12 protein-coding genes are annotated in these 17,091 nt (G+C 43.6%); 3 read left to right on the top strand and 9 right to left on the bottom strand.

All coding sequences use genetic code 11. The features are described from left to right. Window positions 1–349 precede the first annotated feature (349 nt). Window positions 350–1,138 (top strand): type II secretion system protein J, encoded by a 789-nt coding sequence (locus N0824_RS03145; protein ID WP_233256340.1) that lies wholly within the window; start codon window positions 350–352, stop codon window positions 1,136–1,138. A 55-nt stretch (window positions 1,139–1,193) separates the two neighbouring features. Here the strand turns inward: N0824_RS03145 and trpE are convergent, their stop codons facing one another. The 7 genes from trpE to N0824_RS03110 form a co-directional block, all read right to left on the bottom strand. Beyond that, window positions 1,194–2,714: an anthranilate synthase component I gene (gene trpE, locus N0824_RS03140; RefSeq protein ID WP_108935672.1), complete on the bottom strand. Its 1,521-nt coding sequence runs from the start codon at window positions 2,712–2,714 to the stop codon at window positions 1,194–1,196. A 341-nt stretch (window positions 2,715–3,055) separates the two neighbouring features. Continuing rightward, window positions 3,056–3,481 carry a photosystem I reaction center subunit II PsaD gene (locus tag N0824_RS03135; RefSeq protein WP_108935671.1) on the bottom strand — a complete coding sequence of 142 codons (426 nt, stop codon included), beginning with the start codon at window positions 3,479–3,481 and terminating at the stop codon, window positions 3,056–3,058. A 168-nt stretch (window positions 3,482–3,649) separates the two neighbouring features. Further along, window positions 3,650–5,287: an iron ABC transporter permease gene (locus N0824_RS03130; RefSeq protein WP_108935670.1), complete on the bottom strand. Its 1,638-nt coding sequence runs from the start codon at window positions 5,285–5,287 to the stop codon at window positions 3,650–3,652. A 79-nt stretch (window positions 5,288–5,366) separates the two neighbouring features. Beyond that, window positions 5,367–6,176 (bottom strand): MBL fold metallo-hydrolase, encoded by an 810-nt coding sequence (locus N0824_RS03125; protein WP_108935669.1) that lies wholly within the window; start codon window positions 6,174–6,176, stop codon window positions 5,367–5,369. Window positions 6,177–6,237: 61 nt separating this feature from the next. Then, a complete protein-coding gene (locus tag N0824_RS03120) occupies window positions 6,238–6,825 on the bottom strand; it encodes an aminodeoxychorismate/anthranilate synthase component II (RefSeq protein WP_108935668.1) in 588 nt (195 codons plus the stop codon). A gap of 338 nt (window positions 6,826–7,163) precedes the next feature. After that, entirely contained in the window at window positions 7,164–7,664 is a 501-nt protein-coding gene (locus N0824_RS03115; RefSeq protein ID WP_108935667.1) for a pentapeptide repeat-containing protein, read from the bottom strand. Between the two features lie 2 nt (window positions 7,665–7,666). Further along, the gene (locus N0824_RS03110) at window positions 7,667–9,055 is read right to left on the bottom strand and encodes an LCP family protein (RefSeq protein ID WP_108935666.1); all 1,389 of its coding nucleotides are present in this window, start codon (window positions 9,053–9,055) and stop codon (window positions 7,667–7,669) included. 508 nt (window positions 9,056–9,563) lie between these two features. Here N0824_RS03110 and N0824_RS03105 point away from each other — a divergent pair. After that, window positions 9,564–10,241, top strand: a complete 678-nt coding sequence (locus N0824_RS03105) for a C40 family peptidase (protein ID WP_108935665.1) — start codon at window positions 9,564–9,566, stop codon at window positions 10,239–10,241. Window positions 10,242–10,364: 123 nt separating this feature from the next. Next, the gene (locus N0824_RS03100; protein ID WP_108935664.1) at window positions 10,365–13,469 is read left to right on the top strand and encodes an efflux RND transporter permease subunit; all 3,105 of its coding nucleotides are present in this window, start codon (window positions 10,365–10,367) and stop codon (window positions 13,467–13,469) included. Between the two features lie 587 nt (window positions 13,470–14,056). Here the strand turns inward: N0824_RS03100 and N0824_RS03095 are convergent. Next, window positions 14,057–16,426 carry an endonuclease MutS2 gene (locus N0824_RS03095; protein ID WP_108935663.1) on the bottom strand — a complete coding sequence of 790 codons (2,370 nt, stop codon included), beginning with the start codon at window positions 16,424–16,426 and terminating at the stop codon, window positions 14,057–14,059. Between the two features lie 221 nt (window positions 16,427–16,647). Then, window positions 16,648–17,049, bottom strand: a complete 402-nt coding sequence (gene psb27 / locus N0824_RS03090; RefSeq protein WP_108935662.1) for a photosystem II protein Psb27 — start codon at window positions 17,047–17,049, stop codon at window positions 16,648–16,650. Between the last annotated feature and the right edge of the window lie 42 nt (window positions 17,050–17,091).

The raw sequence follows: 17,091 nt of genomic DNA, 5'->3' as shown, positions 1-17,091 counted from the left end.
TAGATGAGATCGATCGAAAAATTACTCATCCTTGATTGTAACCAGTCCTTGGGCTTTCTTATCTCCTTCAGGGTCAACAATTATACTAATACAAGTGTACGAAATTTCCTGTAAAACCGCTTACTCCCATAATCGCTGTGAAAAAAATCAACTTTCTGGCAACACCGAAATCACTATCTAGAAGATTTTCTCGGTCTATCGTGTATTTAGTGGTGAAGTTGATTAAGTTAAAACAGTCTCGTTCAGGAGTTTTCTGGGGGAATTGTCAAGGCAGTAGGTAGTAGTAAATTTTCAGTGGTTTCCGAAAACACCTTTTGACTTGACTGACCGATAGTTTAATAAAATCTGCGTGACTGCAATAAATGTCAAATATTTAGGGGAGTACAGAACAGAAAAATTGGCACGGGTTAAAGCTATGCGTTCTTATTTAGGCTACATCAATCACCTAGGCCGTTTACCAAAAAAATCCGCCCGGTTGGTTCGACAAGAGGGTTTCACGATAACAGAAGTTTTACTGGCAAGTGCGATGATGGTGATTGTCATCTCGGTGGCGGGAATTGGTGTGATTAACTTGCTCAGAAGTGACTATCGAGCTAATGCTGGTACTGAAATCCAAAATAATCTTAATCGTACTCTAGAGTTTGTTTCAGATGAAGTGAGACGGGCAAAAATTATCGCTGATTCTGAAGCTGCGATCACGAGTACTCAAGTACCCACAGGAGCGCGAGCAGTTCTAGCTTTCCAAATTCCCGACCCCAACAATCTCGATGGTACGCTCGCAGAGCAGATCGTTTACTATACCAAAGAACCTGAAAATAGCTTGACCGGTCCGCGAGTCTTGTGGCGCTATGGTCCAAACTTGGACGAAGATGGCAACTACGATATTACTTCCCCTTGGCAACATTCCCCCGTCACCGATATGTTAGCAGCGGCTGCTAATAACCCCAATTGTCCCACGGGTTTTACCCGAATCCCCGCCCTTGGCAATGTGGACGGTTTTTTTACCTGTGTTCGCGCGGGTGGTGGTCAAGTGATTTTGAATGCCAACGCTGAGGTAAATCTGACTACTGGAGATACCGATAAAGATAAAGTTAAATACTCTGTCAGTACCAGAGTTTCCCCTAGAGCTACCGATTAAATATTTTTCCTCCTCATGAGGTTAAATAGAGAAGGAGGATCCTGGGCTAAAAAATCTAACTTAAACAGCGAATTGCCTCCAATAAACCCCTGGCTTTGTTGAGGGTTTCTTCATACTCTTTCTCCGGCTCAGAATCAGCTACTAACCCCGCTCCCGCTTGCACAGAAACCAGATAATTTTGATTACCCTGGGGACGAACAATCATAGTGCGAATCGTGATGGCACTATTTAACTGTCCCTCGAAATCGTAGTAACCATAAACCCCTGAATAGGGACCGCGACGACAGGGTTCTAATTCATGAATAATTTCCATGGCGCGAATTTTCGGGGCCCCACTGACGGTTCCCGCCGGAAAACAAGCTTTTAATAAATCCCAAGCAGTTTTATTGGTGGCTAAATCCCCCACCACATTACTAACAATGTGCATAACGTGGGAATAACGTTCAATTATCATTAATTCATCCACTTTGACCGTACCTCGATCGCACACCCGGCCGAGATCATTTCTCCCCAAATCCACTAACATAATATGCTCGGCAATTTCTTTGGGATCTTGCAATAAATCCGTGGCTAAAGCTTGGTCTTCACTGAAGTTTTGTCCCCGGCGACGGGTGCCAGCAATTGGTCTGACAGTGGCCCTTATTTTACCTAATTCGTCCCTTTCTGCCTTAACCATCACTTCAGGACTAGAGCCAATAATCTGCCAATCCTTAAAGTTATAAAAAGCCATGTAGGGAGAAGGATTAATCAGACGCAGGGAACGATATAAATCGAAAGGATTACCCTGATAATTGGCATTTAAACGCTGGGAAATAACCACCTGAAAAATATCCCCCGCTTTGATATAATCCTTGGCTTTTAGGACATTTTGACAGAATTTTTCCTGAGTTGTATTGCTTTCATAGACTAATTCTTTCCCCTGACCAACTGGTAATAATTCCAGAGTTTTGGCATTAGTTGGTAGGGGTAATCGTAACTTCAGAACTAACTGTGTCACTCGATCGCAGGCCGCTTGATAAGCGGCTGCTAAATCGGGATTGTCACCCCGGATATCGGCATAAGAGATCGCCCAGATTTTCCGTTTAACTTGATCGAAAATAATTAGATTATCCACCTGCATCCAAATACCATCCGGTAGATCGGCATCCGTAGCGGTATAAATAGGCACTCGCGGTTCAATCCAATTAATTAATTCATAACCCCAAAAACCAAATAAACCCCCTATTCCGGCGGGTAATTGCGGCAATTTAACCGGCACAATCGGGGCTAAACATTGGCTTAAAATCTCGAAAGGATCCCCCGAAAAAATCTCTTGAGAACCATCACGAAAAGTTTGGGTGGTGGTGTTTCCCCGCGCTTCCAATACCCAGACGGGATCGCCTCCTAAAAAGCTGTAGCGTCCCAAGGTTTCGCCCCCTTCCACCGACTCTAATAAAAAATTGTAGGCTTGATCGGCACAAATTTTATACCAGGCCGAAACCGGTGTTTCTAGGTCAGCGACCCATTCTTGATAGACAGGAATAAAGTTACCTTGGCCAGCCAGTTCACGAAAGCGATCGAAGTCGGGGAAGATCATATTTTGATGGTTCAGGAAACGGAAGGAATTATGAATTATGAATTATAAATTATGAATTATGAAGGAGTGGGGGAGTAGGGAAGTGGGGAAGTGGGGGAATGGGGAAGTGGGGAAGTGGGGAAGTGGGGGAATGGGGAAGTTGTCTCATCACCCTAACACCCCAAAACCCGCCGCAAAGCGCACGCAGTGACCACCCCGACTCCTGACTCCTGACTTTACGAAAATTGCCGCAAACCCTAACTAGCAATTGATTGCGATCAGAGAAATCGAGAGTCAGAAGTTAAATCTTAGGGCCAAATAGCTTCTAAATCTAACTCCCCACTCTCGATTTTAGGGTTTATTTATGCTTCGTAGGGAGTGACACCAGAGAACTTAATTGTCGCCGGTTCGGGGTTTTTGCCGATATTGCGGTCTTTTTTGCCGAAAAATTCACGACCAGCGTTAACTTTTTCGGGGAAGACACCATCAGCGGGGTGGAGATACTGCACTTCACCACTGGGGTAAATCCGATAGATTTTGTAATCTTCGATTTTGGGTTTGAATTTCGTCCGGAATTGGGTACCAAGAGCGAGCGCGTGTTCTTTGCGGGCCAAATAGAGGAGATTTTCGCCTTCGTTCATGATAGCGGCGCCACCGGTGGGCATTTCAAAGACTTGTTCTTTGCTGCTTGTCCAGGTGATGGCGTATTTTTCTTCCAGATCGGCTTTGGTGAGTAAACCGCCCGTGCTGCCACCGAACTTAGGAGCTTTTCCAGAAAGTTCTGTCATAGGATTTTGTTCTCTCTACAAAAATAAAGAAAAGGGGTTTTAGGGAATCCTATCACTGAGACCCCCTCTCTCTAGTAGTTTTGTCAAGAACTGTAACATTATTTTGTACTAGACTATAGAACTAAGCTGCTGGCCGATCGCCAACTGGTCTAGGAATCGACCACCACTTTAATCGATCGCCCGTCGGGAAATTTGCCAACTCAAAAAAATTACCGGAATTAATCCCACTAGGACAATGGCTAGGGCCGGGGCCGCCGCTTCCACCAAACGTTCATCACTGGCGTATTGATAAACGCGCACCGCTAGGGTATCAAAATTAAAAGGTCTTAACACCAAAGTAGCCGGTAATTCCTTCATCACATCGACAAAAACTAACATAGCCGCCGTCAATAATCCCCCCGACAAAAGAGGAATATGCACTTTAATTAAAGTGGCACCAGTGCCATAGCCAAGGCTGCGGGAAGCATCATCTAAACTAGGTTTAATTTTACTTAAACTCGATTCTAACGTGGAAAAAGCTACGGCTAAAAACCGGACAATATAGGCAAAAATCAGACAGAAAATCGTGCCGCTCAGAATTAAATTGATATTTAATACTTGATTGAAAAAGTTATCTAATTTGCCGAGAGGAATTAAAACCCCCACCGCGATAACAATGCCGGGGATAGCGTAACCAGCGGCCGCAATCCGCACAGAAAGCTTAAGAGTTTTATTCGGATTAAGTCTTTCCCCGTAGGCGAGAATTAAAGCTAAAACTACCGCAATAATTGCGCTTAAACTAGCCAGAAAAAAACTGTTTACCGATAAACTAAAAAAGTCATTATTAAAAGTTTCTTGGGCATGATTAAAGGCTAGATAGGACAGATAGAAAGCGGGGGCAATAAACCCAAGAAATACTGGTAAAAAACAGGAGATTATTGCCAAAAAACTGCGAACAAATCCTAGTTCGTACTTAGTCGGTGACTGGAAACGATTGGTCATTTCATAGTAACGAGCTTGACGACGGGAGGATTGTTCAAGGAAAACTAAAACGAGGATAAATACCATTAAAACTGTGGATAATTGTCCCGCTGCTATGCGATCGCCCATACCGAACCAAGTATTATAAATACCCGTGGTAAAAGCATTAATGCCGAAATACTGCACCGTACCAAAATCGTTCAGAGTTTCCATTAAAGCTAGGGCTAATCCCGCCATAATTGCCGGTCTTGCTAGGGGTAAAGCGACAGTAAAAAAACCGCGCCAAGGATTACATCCCAAGGAGCGACTTGCCTCCACCGTGCAGACAGATTGTTCTAAAAAACCGACCCTTGCTAACAGATAAACGTAGGGATAAAGCACCAGTATTAACATCAGAATCCCACCCCAGAGAGAACGGATATTAGGAAACCAATAATCCTCGACACTATCCCAAGCAAAAACACTTCTTAAGAACGTCTGCACCGGACCAAAATAGTCCATCATATTGGTATAAGTATAGGCCAAGAGATAGGCGGGAGCGGCAAGGGGTAGTAATAATAACCATTGAAATTGTTGACGACCGGGAAATTGACACATCGTTGTTAACCAAGCGGTGCCGACACCGATGATTAAAACGCCGCTGCCCACCCCGCACATCAACCAAAAAGAATTAACTAGATAATCCCAGAGAACAGTTTCGATCAGATGTTGCCAGACTTGACTAGAATTAGTTAATAAACTACTGGCAACCGATAAAATCGGCAGGGAAACAAGCAGGGCAATTAGTAAAACTGCAATTGTCCATCCCTGTCTAAAAAAAGAGCGAGATTCTTTCAGCAAAAACATTTTTAATAAGATTGTTAAAGCAATTTTTAGATAACTAGGAGATGATCTACAGCAGTACTAGGTCATTGGCTCCTAAAAATTAGGATTTCTGTAACAGCTTGCGGTAGTCAAACACGCGAATTAGAGTCCCTTTTTTCGGTAAATCGGCGGCACGAATCCGTAATTTATTGTCCTCGATTAAACGGATATTTTTATCCTTGACCAACTTGAGAAACTCATCTACAGACACCAATTCACAGGCCTTTTTATCGGCGGCACTGGTAAAGTATTGCGTCGGGACAGCAATTCGCGGTTGTAAAACTTCGATCGCCTGTTTTGCTTCTTGGGGATTATAATTTTTTGGACCCCCTCCCACGGGAATAAAAGCTAAATCCGGCGAACCTAGGAGAATTCTTTGTTCTAATTCGATTGGGGCTGCTGCCCCCCCTAAATGGACAATACTGATCCCGGCTTGAGTCCAACGCCAGGCCACATTCATGCCGAAACGTTGCCCACCCATGCGATCATGGGCGATACTAATGCCCTGGAATTTTAATTTACCCAGATCATAGGCCCCCGGATCAAACAAAATTTTCGGATTACCTGGTAAACCCTCGGCGGCCCCTTCATCCCAGAGTTGACTACTAATTAAAACGATATCTGCTTCTACTTTTGGCAAAGGAAAACCCGCCGTACAACCAATGGCCCGGAAGGGATTAACTAGGACTCTTTGTCCTCCTCCGGTGAATAAAAAGCAACTATGACCCAACCATTGAACTAAGAGGGAATTATCGGGTTTTTGGGGGGAAGTGGGGTTAGTTGGTTTCGGTTTAGTTTCCGCTAAAACTGAGCCTACTGCCACGGTTAAGAAACTTGTCCCCACCGATAAGATAAAATCTCGCCTTTTCATAAATGTAGATGCAGAATTAATCAAGTTAAGGTTAATTTCAGGGGTTGGGGATTAGGAAACACTAGAGGGATCGGAGAAAGTTTCTTAAAAGTTCCTTGCCGGCAGTGGTTAAAATACTTTCGGGATGGAATTGTACTCCTTGAATGTGGGGGTAATCCCGATGACGGACTCCCATGACCGTGCCATCTTCCACCCAGGCCGTGATCTCTAAATTATCCGGCATGGTGGAGCGCTCGATCACTAAACTATGGTAACGGGTGGCAGTAAAAGGATTTTCTAAGCCTTGAAATACCCCTTCACTGTTGTGATAGATTGGCGAAGTTTTGCCGTGCATCAAGACCGGGGCCCGGACCACATCCCCTCCGAATACCTGACCGATACTTTGATGACCCAGACAGACCCCCAAAATCGGCAAATGGGGTCCAAATTTGGCGATTAATTCCAGAGATATGCCCGCATCGACTGGACGACCAGGACCTGGGGAAATGACAATCCCATCCGGCCGCATTTGTTCGATCGTGGCCAGATCGATTTTATCATTACGATAGACCTCGATCGGCAAGGCGATCGGAAACTCGGAGGCTAATTCTCCCAAATACTGGACTAAATTGTAGGTAAAACTATCATAGTTATCGATGACGATTATCAAGAGTCTCTCTCCTTTCTCTAGCCTCGCTCAGTATTTTCATTCTACATCCCTACTGTCTCGATCGAGATAGCCGGGGTGTAGGGGGTAAGCTATTTTTGAGCAGTCAGCTAGAATCTGCCCGGAATTGCTAATTAGGGTTTGCGGCAAAAAGTTTTTCGTGGGGACAGGGTGTGGGGTGTGGGGTGTGGGGTGTGGGGTTTTGAGGGGGTCAATTACCTAATTTTCAGGGAAAAAGTCCCAGAATTTTCCCCCCGATCACTCCCAGATCTGGTACTTTTTGATTGATAAAAAGTCTAAAATTATTACCCAACAAGGTTTTTAGATTTATTCAGCAAACCCTAATTACAGCCTAAACTATCTCTGGTGGCCACTCCCGTGACGGGATTAATGCCATCGGCCCGTTCACACATTAACTTGACCTGATAGTTATCAATCACCGCGTTAGTGAAATCGGCCCCGGTAATAATTGTGTCATAAAAACGGCTGCGAGTAGCGATCGCATCGGTAAAAATAGTATTGGTTAAATCGGCAAAATCGAGGGTAACTCTATCTACCAAAGAGGCGGTTAAATCGGCCCCTTTTAAGTTAGCTTTTAAGAGGACAGCCTCGGTGAGAATACTATAGGATAAATCGGCCCCTTCTAGGTTAGCTCCCCGCATTGCGGCAGCGGCAAAAACTCCTCCGCGCAAATCCTGATGGGAAAAATCCCGATCTTGCAGCTGGGCAAAACTATAGTTAATCGTTTTATCTTGGGCTAAAGCTGCCGGACGGGCTGCGAAAAGTAGCCAAAGAATCGCCAGCAAAATAATTAAAACCAGACTGAAAAAATTTTTCAACATTGTTACTGTTGAGCGTCGAGAAACTGGGCCACATCATCACCCACCCGAATGGTTAGGTCTGAGTCTAAAGCACCAGTGGAGGATGATTCTACTTTACCGATTCCCAATTGATTTTTCAAGAGGTTAGCGGACTGAATATCACCTTTTTGGGCAATAATTGCCGTGGTTTCTAGCTTTTGGGAGGCGTCATCGCTAATATAAACATTTGTGTAGCCCTGTTTGGCCAGATAATTACGAGTACGACGGGCTAAACCTTTGGTATGGGTGGCATTTTGAATGGCAATCCGCAGATTATAAACGGAGGTTTCTCCCCCCGCGTAGTTATCGGTAAAATTATTAGCCACAATGGTTCTAATTTCGCGACGGTTCAAAATCCAATAACTGCGACCATCGTATTCCTCAAGGCTATTAAACCGGCCGGGGAGTAGGATCATTCTTAGGTCATCCTGTTTAATTTCCCGGCCAAAATTAGCGATAGCCAGCATTTCCTCGACGCTTAAGTTCGTATCGATATATTGTTGTAAAACCTGTACTGCTTTCGGGAGACTGGGGAGAATTGTCGGACTAAAAATCTTTTGTTGTAGTGCTTTTAATAAAATTTGTTGTCTTTGTACGCGACCAATATCGCCGTATTGCGGGTTACGAAAACGGGCAAATTGTTCGGCTTGGTCGCCGTTGAGATTTTGCCAACCCTCTTGTAAATCAATTTCTAATTTTTGGGTGACATCTTTATGATACATTCGTTCGGGTACATAAACTTCTACACCCCCGACTAAATCGACTAATTCCTTAAAGGCATCGGTAGTTACCCGCACATAGCGATCGATGGTGACATCCCCTAAAGTATTAGTGACCACTTCTGCCGCTAGAGTCGGTCCGCCGTGAACGTTAGCATCGTTGATTTTAGTGAAACCGTGGCCGGGGATTCTGACGCGGCTATCGCGAGGGATAGACAGCATTCTCACGGTTTTATCACTAGGATCGAAGCGCACTAGGAGCATGGTGTCGCTGCGACCTTTAAATAGATCGTCGCTGTTTTTGGCATCTAAAACTCGATCGATGCCCATAACTAAAATATTAACAGGACGAGAAAGCTGCTGATTGATTAGGCTATTCCAAGCTTGGGCCTCAAGGATGTCTGTTTGGGTAGGAAAAGCCGTTTTTTGGAAGATGGCCCCAATTGGTGCGGGTAAGGGACTAATTAAAGCGACGGCAGCCCCAACAGTGGCGGAAACTAGGGCGGTAAAACTGAGGGTTATTCCCCAAAATAAGCCCTTTTGCAGGGGAGATGCTTTTTTTAAACCGGACATGACTGAACTGACCACCGTGACGGTATTTTCTGAGTTTTGGCTGTATTCTTGCTTTTCAAACCGCCCGGAAACATTGGCCATGGACTAACCTCAACATCTGAATTAAGGGCTTACTTAGGAGGTGACTGCTGATCGATAGAATCTATCTCTAGCCCAAAAGTTCCAGATATCGGTCACTCCCCCCTCGCCGGTTATTGTAACATATTGTTAAGGAACTGGCTATTATCGACCTGTGGTAAAAATCAAAAATTGTTGTTAGGGTTAGGAGTCGGTAGTCAGTATTCAGGAGTCGGTCGTCAGGAGTCAGGAGAATTGAGAATCAATAATAAGCGATTGAATGCTCTATTTACAGATTTTAGGCAATTTAATCCTTATTTTGTCCGTTCTTGAACCGTGAAAAGTTAATTAGGCAAGAGGTTTAATAATTTTTCAGGGATTCAGTTCAGTTATAGATTATCTCTGTGGCCAAGAATTAAGAGAGGTGGAAACTTGAAGATTACAGAATTAAGGTTATTCTCGTTGTTTTTATACCTTCGCTTTTGGCTAGTCTGGCAGTTTTTTGTGTCAATATAATTCCGATATATTTTTTATGAAAATCATCTCTCTTACCCCATCATCCACCCAAGAATATCTCTGTAAAAGAGACTTAAATCTCTACAATTCTCCCAGTTGTCAAGAGTTAGCTACCCAAGCACAACAGGGAAGAAAATTAAAATTTATTTCCCTAGAAATTACCGAAAAAGGATTACCAATTCAGCTAAGGGAAGATAATTATTTAGCTTGGTTATGCGGAGAAGATTTAGATGCAATTGCGGTGGCCACCACAGCTTATCAAAAAATTCCTCTAACTCGTTCAGACATAGAAAAACATATTCCTGAGATTATCTCTTTTACTCAGGAAGCAAGGAACCGTACCAATCATTATCTCTGGGGTGGAACCCTTGCACCTAATTACGATTGTTCAGGATTAATCCAGGCCGCTTTTGCCAGCTTTGACATTTGGTTGCCGAGGGATTCCTATCAACAGGAGGCTTTTTGTCAAAAAATAAACCGAGAGGAATTACTCCCAGGAGATTTAATTTTTTTTGGTGATAAAAGAGTTAATCATGTGGCTTTATATCTAGGGAATAATCAATATATCCACAGTTCAGGCAAAGAAACAGGTAACAATGGTATCGCTATAAATCTCCTCACCGATGATAAAGATAGCGTCAGTCGTCATTATTATCAAAAATTATGGAGTTTCGGTCGAGTTATGCACAATTAATCAGTTATCAGTGGTAATTATGAATTATGAATTATGAAGTGGGAAGAATAGATAAAAATAATCTCCTGACTCCTAACTCCTAACTCCTGTCTCCTGTCTCCTCACTCTCCCCCATAGGTAATCATGTTAGAAAACATCTCCCTAAGCGGTCTATCAATTCGTCGTCACATAGGAGTATTGACGTTAACTATAGCAGTTATCATCATCGGTCTTTTTTTTCTAAATCGTTTAGAAGTGGACTTGCTTCCTTCTATCACTTATCCCCGCATTAGTTTAAGGATGAATGTCCCGGGAGTTTCCCCGGAAGTTATTCTCGAAGAAGTAACTAAACCCCTAGAAGAAGGAATGAGTGCCACCGAGGGAGTAGTGCAAGTTTATTCAGAAACTCGCGAGGGGAGGATGCGAGTAGATTTATTTTTTCAACCGGGGGGAGACTTAAATGTCGCTTTAAATGAAGCTACCGAAAGTTTTAATCGTGTCCGACAAAATTTACCCGATATTATTGAAGAACCGCGCTTAAATAAATTTGAACCCTCTCGTTTACCCGTCTATGAATTCGCTGTCGTTTCTGATACCCTACCCCTAAAAGATTTAAGATTATTTGCCGATGAAGAATTAGGGAGAGAATTAGGATTTGTGGAAGGAGTGGCAGTGGTGGACGTGATTGGGGGAGTTAGAGAAGAAATTCAAGTTAATATTGACCTGCAGCGATTACAATTTTTAGGAGTGGGATTAAATCAGGTTTTAGACACCCTAAAAAGACGCAATCAGGACATCTCTGGTGGCCGACTAGAGGGAGAAACTGGGGAACCTTTAACCCGTGCGGTGGGGAAATTTAAAAACGTAGCGGACATTCAAGATTTAGCACTAACCGATAGTAATAATCCCGAAGAAAAAATCTATCTGCGGGATGTGGCCAGAGTTATCGATGGGACAGAAGAACAAAGAATTTTTGTCACCCTAAATGGAAAAAATGCCGTCAGGGTTAGCGTCCAAAAACAACCGAATGCGAACACGATTGCTGTGGTAGAAGGGGTCAAAAAACGCATTACAGAATTAAAAAAATCCGGGTTAATGACCGGGGGAATGCAAGTCGTCCCCACTACCGATGAGTCTGTATTTATCCAAAACGCAGTCAATAACGTGGTTTCTTCGGGACTAGCGGGGACAATTCTAGCAGGATTGACTGTATTCGTCTTTCTCGGTTCCCTGCGACAGACTTTTATCATTACCCTAGCGATTCCTCTTTCTACCCTCGTCGCAATCATCTGTATGAAGTTATTTGGGTTATCGATAAATGTGTTTAGTTTGGGAGGATTGGCCCTAGGGGTGGGCATCGTGGTGGATAATTCCATTGTCATGCTGGAAAATATTGCCCTCAAAGTTAATCAAAACCAAAATAAGCGAGATTTTTTAGAAATTGCCCGGAATAGCAGCCAAGAGGTAGAATCTGCTTTAGTGGCCTCCACTGCGACTAATCTCGTCTCTATCCTGCCATTTCTACTACTGGGTGGTTTTATTTCCCTACTGTTTAACGAGATTATCCTCACTATCAGTTTTGCTGTGGCTGCTTCTCTGCTGTGTGCGTTAACCGTTGTTCCCATGTTGGCCAGTCGTTTGTTAAATATGCAGGTTGACCGTGGTATTCATCGGTTTTGGCTCTTAAGAGTCTTTAGTCAACGTCTAGAAGGTTTAACCATCCTCTACGGTCGTTTTTTAGCTAAAATCATCCACTACAGAATACCTGTTATCCTGCTGGCCTTTTTAATTTTAGGGGGAAGTAGTTTCTATCTCTGGCAATATATCCCCCAGGAAGTCTTTAGTCGTATTCAAACCGGACAGGTGAACGTTTTTGCTCAATTTCCTCCTGGTACCAATTTAAATACTAACCGTCAGGTGATGCGGGAAGTGGAAAAGATTTTATTATCACAACCGGAAACTGAGTATGTTTTTACTACCAGTGGCGGTTCTCTTTTTGGCACAACTACCAATGAAAATATTTTGCGTGCTTCTAGTACGATTAGTCTCAAAAAAGGCACTAATACAGAAGCCTATATCGAACGCATGAGCAAAGCACTAGAGCAATTAAACCTCGTTAACGTGCGTTTGCGTCTCACCCCCGGTCAAGTGCGCGGTATTATTCTTAATAACTCTCCCTCCGTTGGTGCCGATGTGGATGTGATGTTACAGGGACTCGATGGGAACACTTTAGAGCAAGCTGGTGAAGAAATCCTCAGTATTCTCGATGAAAAAGTCCCTAGTGCGCGTTTTCGTCCCGATGCTGACCCCAGACAACCAGAAATCCAGATTAAACCCGATTGGACTCGCTTAAATAGTTTGGGATTGAGTACCCTGGAAGTGGGACAAACGCTACGGACCGCTATTCAAGGATCGATCCCCACCCAACTGCAACGGGGAGAAAGATTAATCGATATCCGAGTGCAATTGGACCCCAACTCGCGGCAAAAAATTAGTGACATCTCACAAATACCTATTTTTGTCAATAGACAAGAAGACTTAAAATTAGCAGATATCGCCAGGATTGAAGCGGGAAAAACCCCGGCGGTCATCCAGAGAATTAATCAGCGTCAAGTTTTTATTATTATCGGCAGTTTGGTCGAGGGAGCGAAATTAAGTGACGCACTTGCGGGGGTACAATCGGTTTTAAACGCTACTCCCTTACCCGATGGTGTCAGCATTTTACCCAGTGCTGCTGCCACGTCTAATCAAGAAATTCAGGGTTCTTTGGGTTTATTAGCGGGTTTATCGGTATTTTTAGTCTTTGTGGTCATGGCCGTGCAGTATAACTCGCTTATAGACCCTTTGGTGATTATGTTAACCGTTCCTTTGGCCCTAGCGGGGGGAATTTTTGGACTATATTTGACCAAAACCCCGATTAATGCCATTGTCATCGTCGGGGTGGTTTTATTGGTGGGGATTGTGGTTAATAACGGGATTATTATGGTGGAATTAGCCAATCAATTGCGGCAAGAATTCGGTTTTACTCGACTACAAGCCATTTTAAAGGCCGCTCCCCAACGTTTACGACCGATTTTAATGACTACCGTGACCACGGTTTTAGGTTTATTTCCCCTCGCTTTAGGATTGGGAGAGGGGGGAGAATTCCTGCAACCTTTAGGAATTGTCGTTTTTTCGGGTTTGTCTTTAGCAACTCTGTTAACTCTGTTTATTATTCCCTGTTTTTACGTTTTATTCTCTAGAAAATAATCTTCTTGGGAATTATGAATTATGAATTATGAATTATGAAGTGGGATAAAAAAAGTCTCCTGACTCCTGACTCCTGACTCCTGACTCCTGACTCCTGACTCCTAACCCATTGTTGGCTAAAGATAAGCAAAAATTATTGATTGACTCCAAAAACTTGAGAATATTTAAATTAACATTCCGCAATATTTATAAATTCTTAAGAATTAATTGAGAAAGATTTTTATTTAACAACGATGTTGTAATGGTTACAGCGATTTGATAGAATTTCATAGTGGCCTATTCTGTGCTTTTTTGGGCGGCAATGGCTGAAACCTTTGCCACACCTAGAAGGTGATCCTAATTAAGACGGGTAAATCAGTCAATTTCACCCACAACGATGATCTTTTTTTTGTGTAGTTTTATTGCAAAAAAAAAGTTTTTTTGACAAAAACCACAAAGTATGAATTATGAATTATGAATTATGAATTATGAAGTGGGGAAGTGGGGAAGTGGGGAATTTCAACTAAAACCCTAAAACCCTAAAACCCCATCACCCTATCACCCTATCTCCTGGCTTCTAACCCGACAAAAAACCTTTTCGGCCAACCCTAAGTTAAATAAGCGATAGTTACCCCCGAACCGCCCTCATTTTGGGGTGCTAATTGAAAGCGTTTTACCTGGGGATGACGGGATAAAAAATCGTGAACACCTTGACGCAATTTCCCCGTACCTTTACCGTGAATAATCCATAATATGCCCGATGGGGTGGCGCGGGTGATCGCCTGTTCGATATCCGTTTCTGACTCTGCCACCCTGGAACCGCGAATATCGACGGTATTATTAGAAGTACGAATTAAAGGAGTCTCCTGGGGTTTTGCGGGAGTTTGGGGCAAATTTTTGGCAGGTTTTGGCACAGTTTCCACTTTTTGACCATCCAAAGACTCAATCTGGTCTAAGGGTAAGGTCATCTTCATCATACCGAAACGCAGGGAAATCTCCTCTGATTCTGGTGAAATTGCTAAAACTTCGGCAGTTTGTCCCAAATTGGGCAAGCGTACCCTTTCCCCCACTTGCGGACGATAATTAACCTTAGTTTTTTCCGTTTTTGGTAATAACCTTTCTGCGATCGCAGTTAACTCCTCTGTGGCTTTTTGAGCATCCCTACCGGTTTTTGTTCCCGCTTGCAATCGGCGAATAACCTCATTAATCTCTGCTTTTGCCGATAATAAAGCTTTTTGTATCTCCTGCTCCTGATAACGCTTTAATTCTCGCTCTCTCTCCTGTAGAGAATTAGCCCGCGTGGACACTTCTGTATAAAATTTCTCCGTTTGTTGGAGTAATTGACTAGCTTCTTGAGCTTTTGACTCCTGTTCCCGTCTTTGCGCTTCCAAACCAGCAATTACTTGATTTATCTCCTCCGATAACCCCCCCAGATGATTTCTCGCTTCGGCCACAATTTCGGCACTTAATCCCAAACGCTGGGCAATAGTTAAAGCATTAGAACGGCCCGGAATGCCCCATAATAGTCGATAAGTGGGGGAAAGAGTGCGATCATCAAACTCTACCGAGGCATTTTCAAAGCGAGAATCTCGATACTTTAACGCTTTTAATTCCCCGTAGTGAGTGGTAGCCACCGTCAGTAAACTATGATCGGCGAGGTATTGTAAAATAGCGATCGCTAAAGGACTTCCCTCGGCCGGATCCGTACCTGCTCCCACCTCATCGAGTAAAACCAAGGAACGAGAATTTAAAGCCGCTAAAATGCGGACAATCCGGCGAATGTGACCCGAAAAAGTCGATAAACTCTGTTGTAAAGACTGTTCATCCCCGATATCGGCTAAAACCTGATCGAACCAGGGTATCTCTACCGGTTCCCGCGCTGGAATAAACAGGCCCGCTTTCGCCATTAAAGCCGCTAATCCGAGGGTTTTTAAAGTAACGGTTTTTCCGCCGGTATTTGGTCCGGTGATGGCAACAACGCGAATTTCTGGGCTAATCTGCACATTTATTGGTACGACCTCCCCCCCCTGTTCGTGGTGTTTTTGCCACCAGAGCAAAGGATGACGCAAATTCCGTAAAGTAATCGTTTCCGAACCATCGATAAAGCGGGGGGGATTACCCTCTAACCATAAACTGTAACGGGCCCTAGCGGTGGCCAGATCGAGCCTAGTAGCGATCGCTAGTAAATATTCTAAATCCTCAAAGGCTTCGGCGATCAGATTACTTAACTGCCGCAGGATTTTTTCTTCTTCGATTTGTTCCAGACGACGATATTGCCGCAGTTGATTGCCTTGGTCAACGATAGAGTGAGGTTCAATGTAAAAAGTCGCCCCTGTGCTGGAAGTATCGTGAATTATCCCCGGTATTTGCTCTTTTTGCGATGCTTTGACGGGAATCACCCAGCGCTCGCTTCTTTGGGTAATCACTGCTTCTTGGATAGCACCGCCCTGTTTTTGCATGATATCCTGTAATTTTCGGTAAATTCGCTCTCTAATCACCTTCATTTGTCCCCGAATTTCGCGTAATTGGGGACTAGCGCGATCAGATATCCGGCCATCTTCATCGATACAACGGTGTATTTCCTGTTCTATCTCTGGATAGGTGCGAATTTCGGCTACTAACTCTTTTAAAACCGGTATATCTTCTTGTTCGTCAATTAAACGGCGTAAACGTCGCACTCCCGCTAAAGTCGTGGCAATATTTAAAAGTTCCTGTCCCGATAATAAACCCCCCAGATGCGCCCTTTCTAGGGCATCACCGATGTCGCTAATCCCATCAAAGGAAAGACGACTATCTAATTTTTGTTCTAAGCTATAAACTTCTTTGGTTTGGCAGAGTAGGTTTAAACTTTCCTCTTTGCTTTCTGGTAATGGCAATTGACGAATCGCGATCGCACCTAGTTTAGTCGCTGCAAAAGTAGCTAGGTGTTGACATAGCCGCGGCCATTCCAATAATTCTAGGGTTTCGTCTTGAATCAATTTTGTAGTTTTTTATAATACGCTTTGTATTTCTAGTCTAACCGGATTTGGTCTGATTTTGCAGGAGTGGGGTGTGGGAGAATTATGAATTATGAATTATGAATTATGAATTGGGGAGTGGGGGAGTGGGGAGATGGGGGAGTGGGGAGATGGAGCGATTTCAACTAATACCCCAAAACCCTAACCCCCCAAAACCCTAACACCCAACCCCTAATCTGTATCTAAATTCCTTTCTGGAGAGAGAATTGCACCTGTTTAAATTCTTGTTTTAAACGTTGTTTGAGTTTGTCGGGGATGGGACGGGAACCGTAGGCGGTATAATAACCAGCTAGAGAGTTTAAGGCTGTTTGCATAGTAGTGAAAGAACGCAAACCCCCGGATTTTTTATCTCGTCGGTAGAGGGAGATGTAATCGTTGATTTGTTCCTTTGCTTGCGACTCAACTGCCGCTTTATTCGGGTCATCTTTGACTAAATCAAGGGCTGTGGTTAAAGTTTCAATCACCGTTAGGGTATCCTGTCCGTAATTGCCGGTTAACCCCGAACTACTGGAACAACCCATCAATCCGATGACCAGGACAAGAACCAAAGCTAATAAGCGAGAAATGTAAGGTTTTAGAGACATATTTTCAACACCATAAGTTAATCCCAAGTCACCTTATCCTAT

Source organism: Microcystis sp. 0824, assembly GCF_003112475.1.
GTDB lineage: Bacteria > Cyanobacteriota > Cyanobacteriia > Cyanobacteriales > Microcystaceae > Microcystis > Microcystis aeruginosa_C.
Note: the sequence above shows the minus strand (reverse complement) of the source record. Positions and strands in the feature narration are given on the sequence as shown.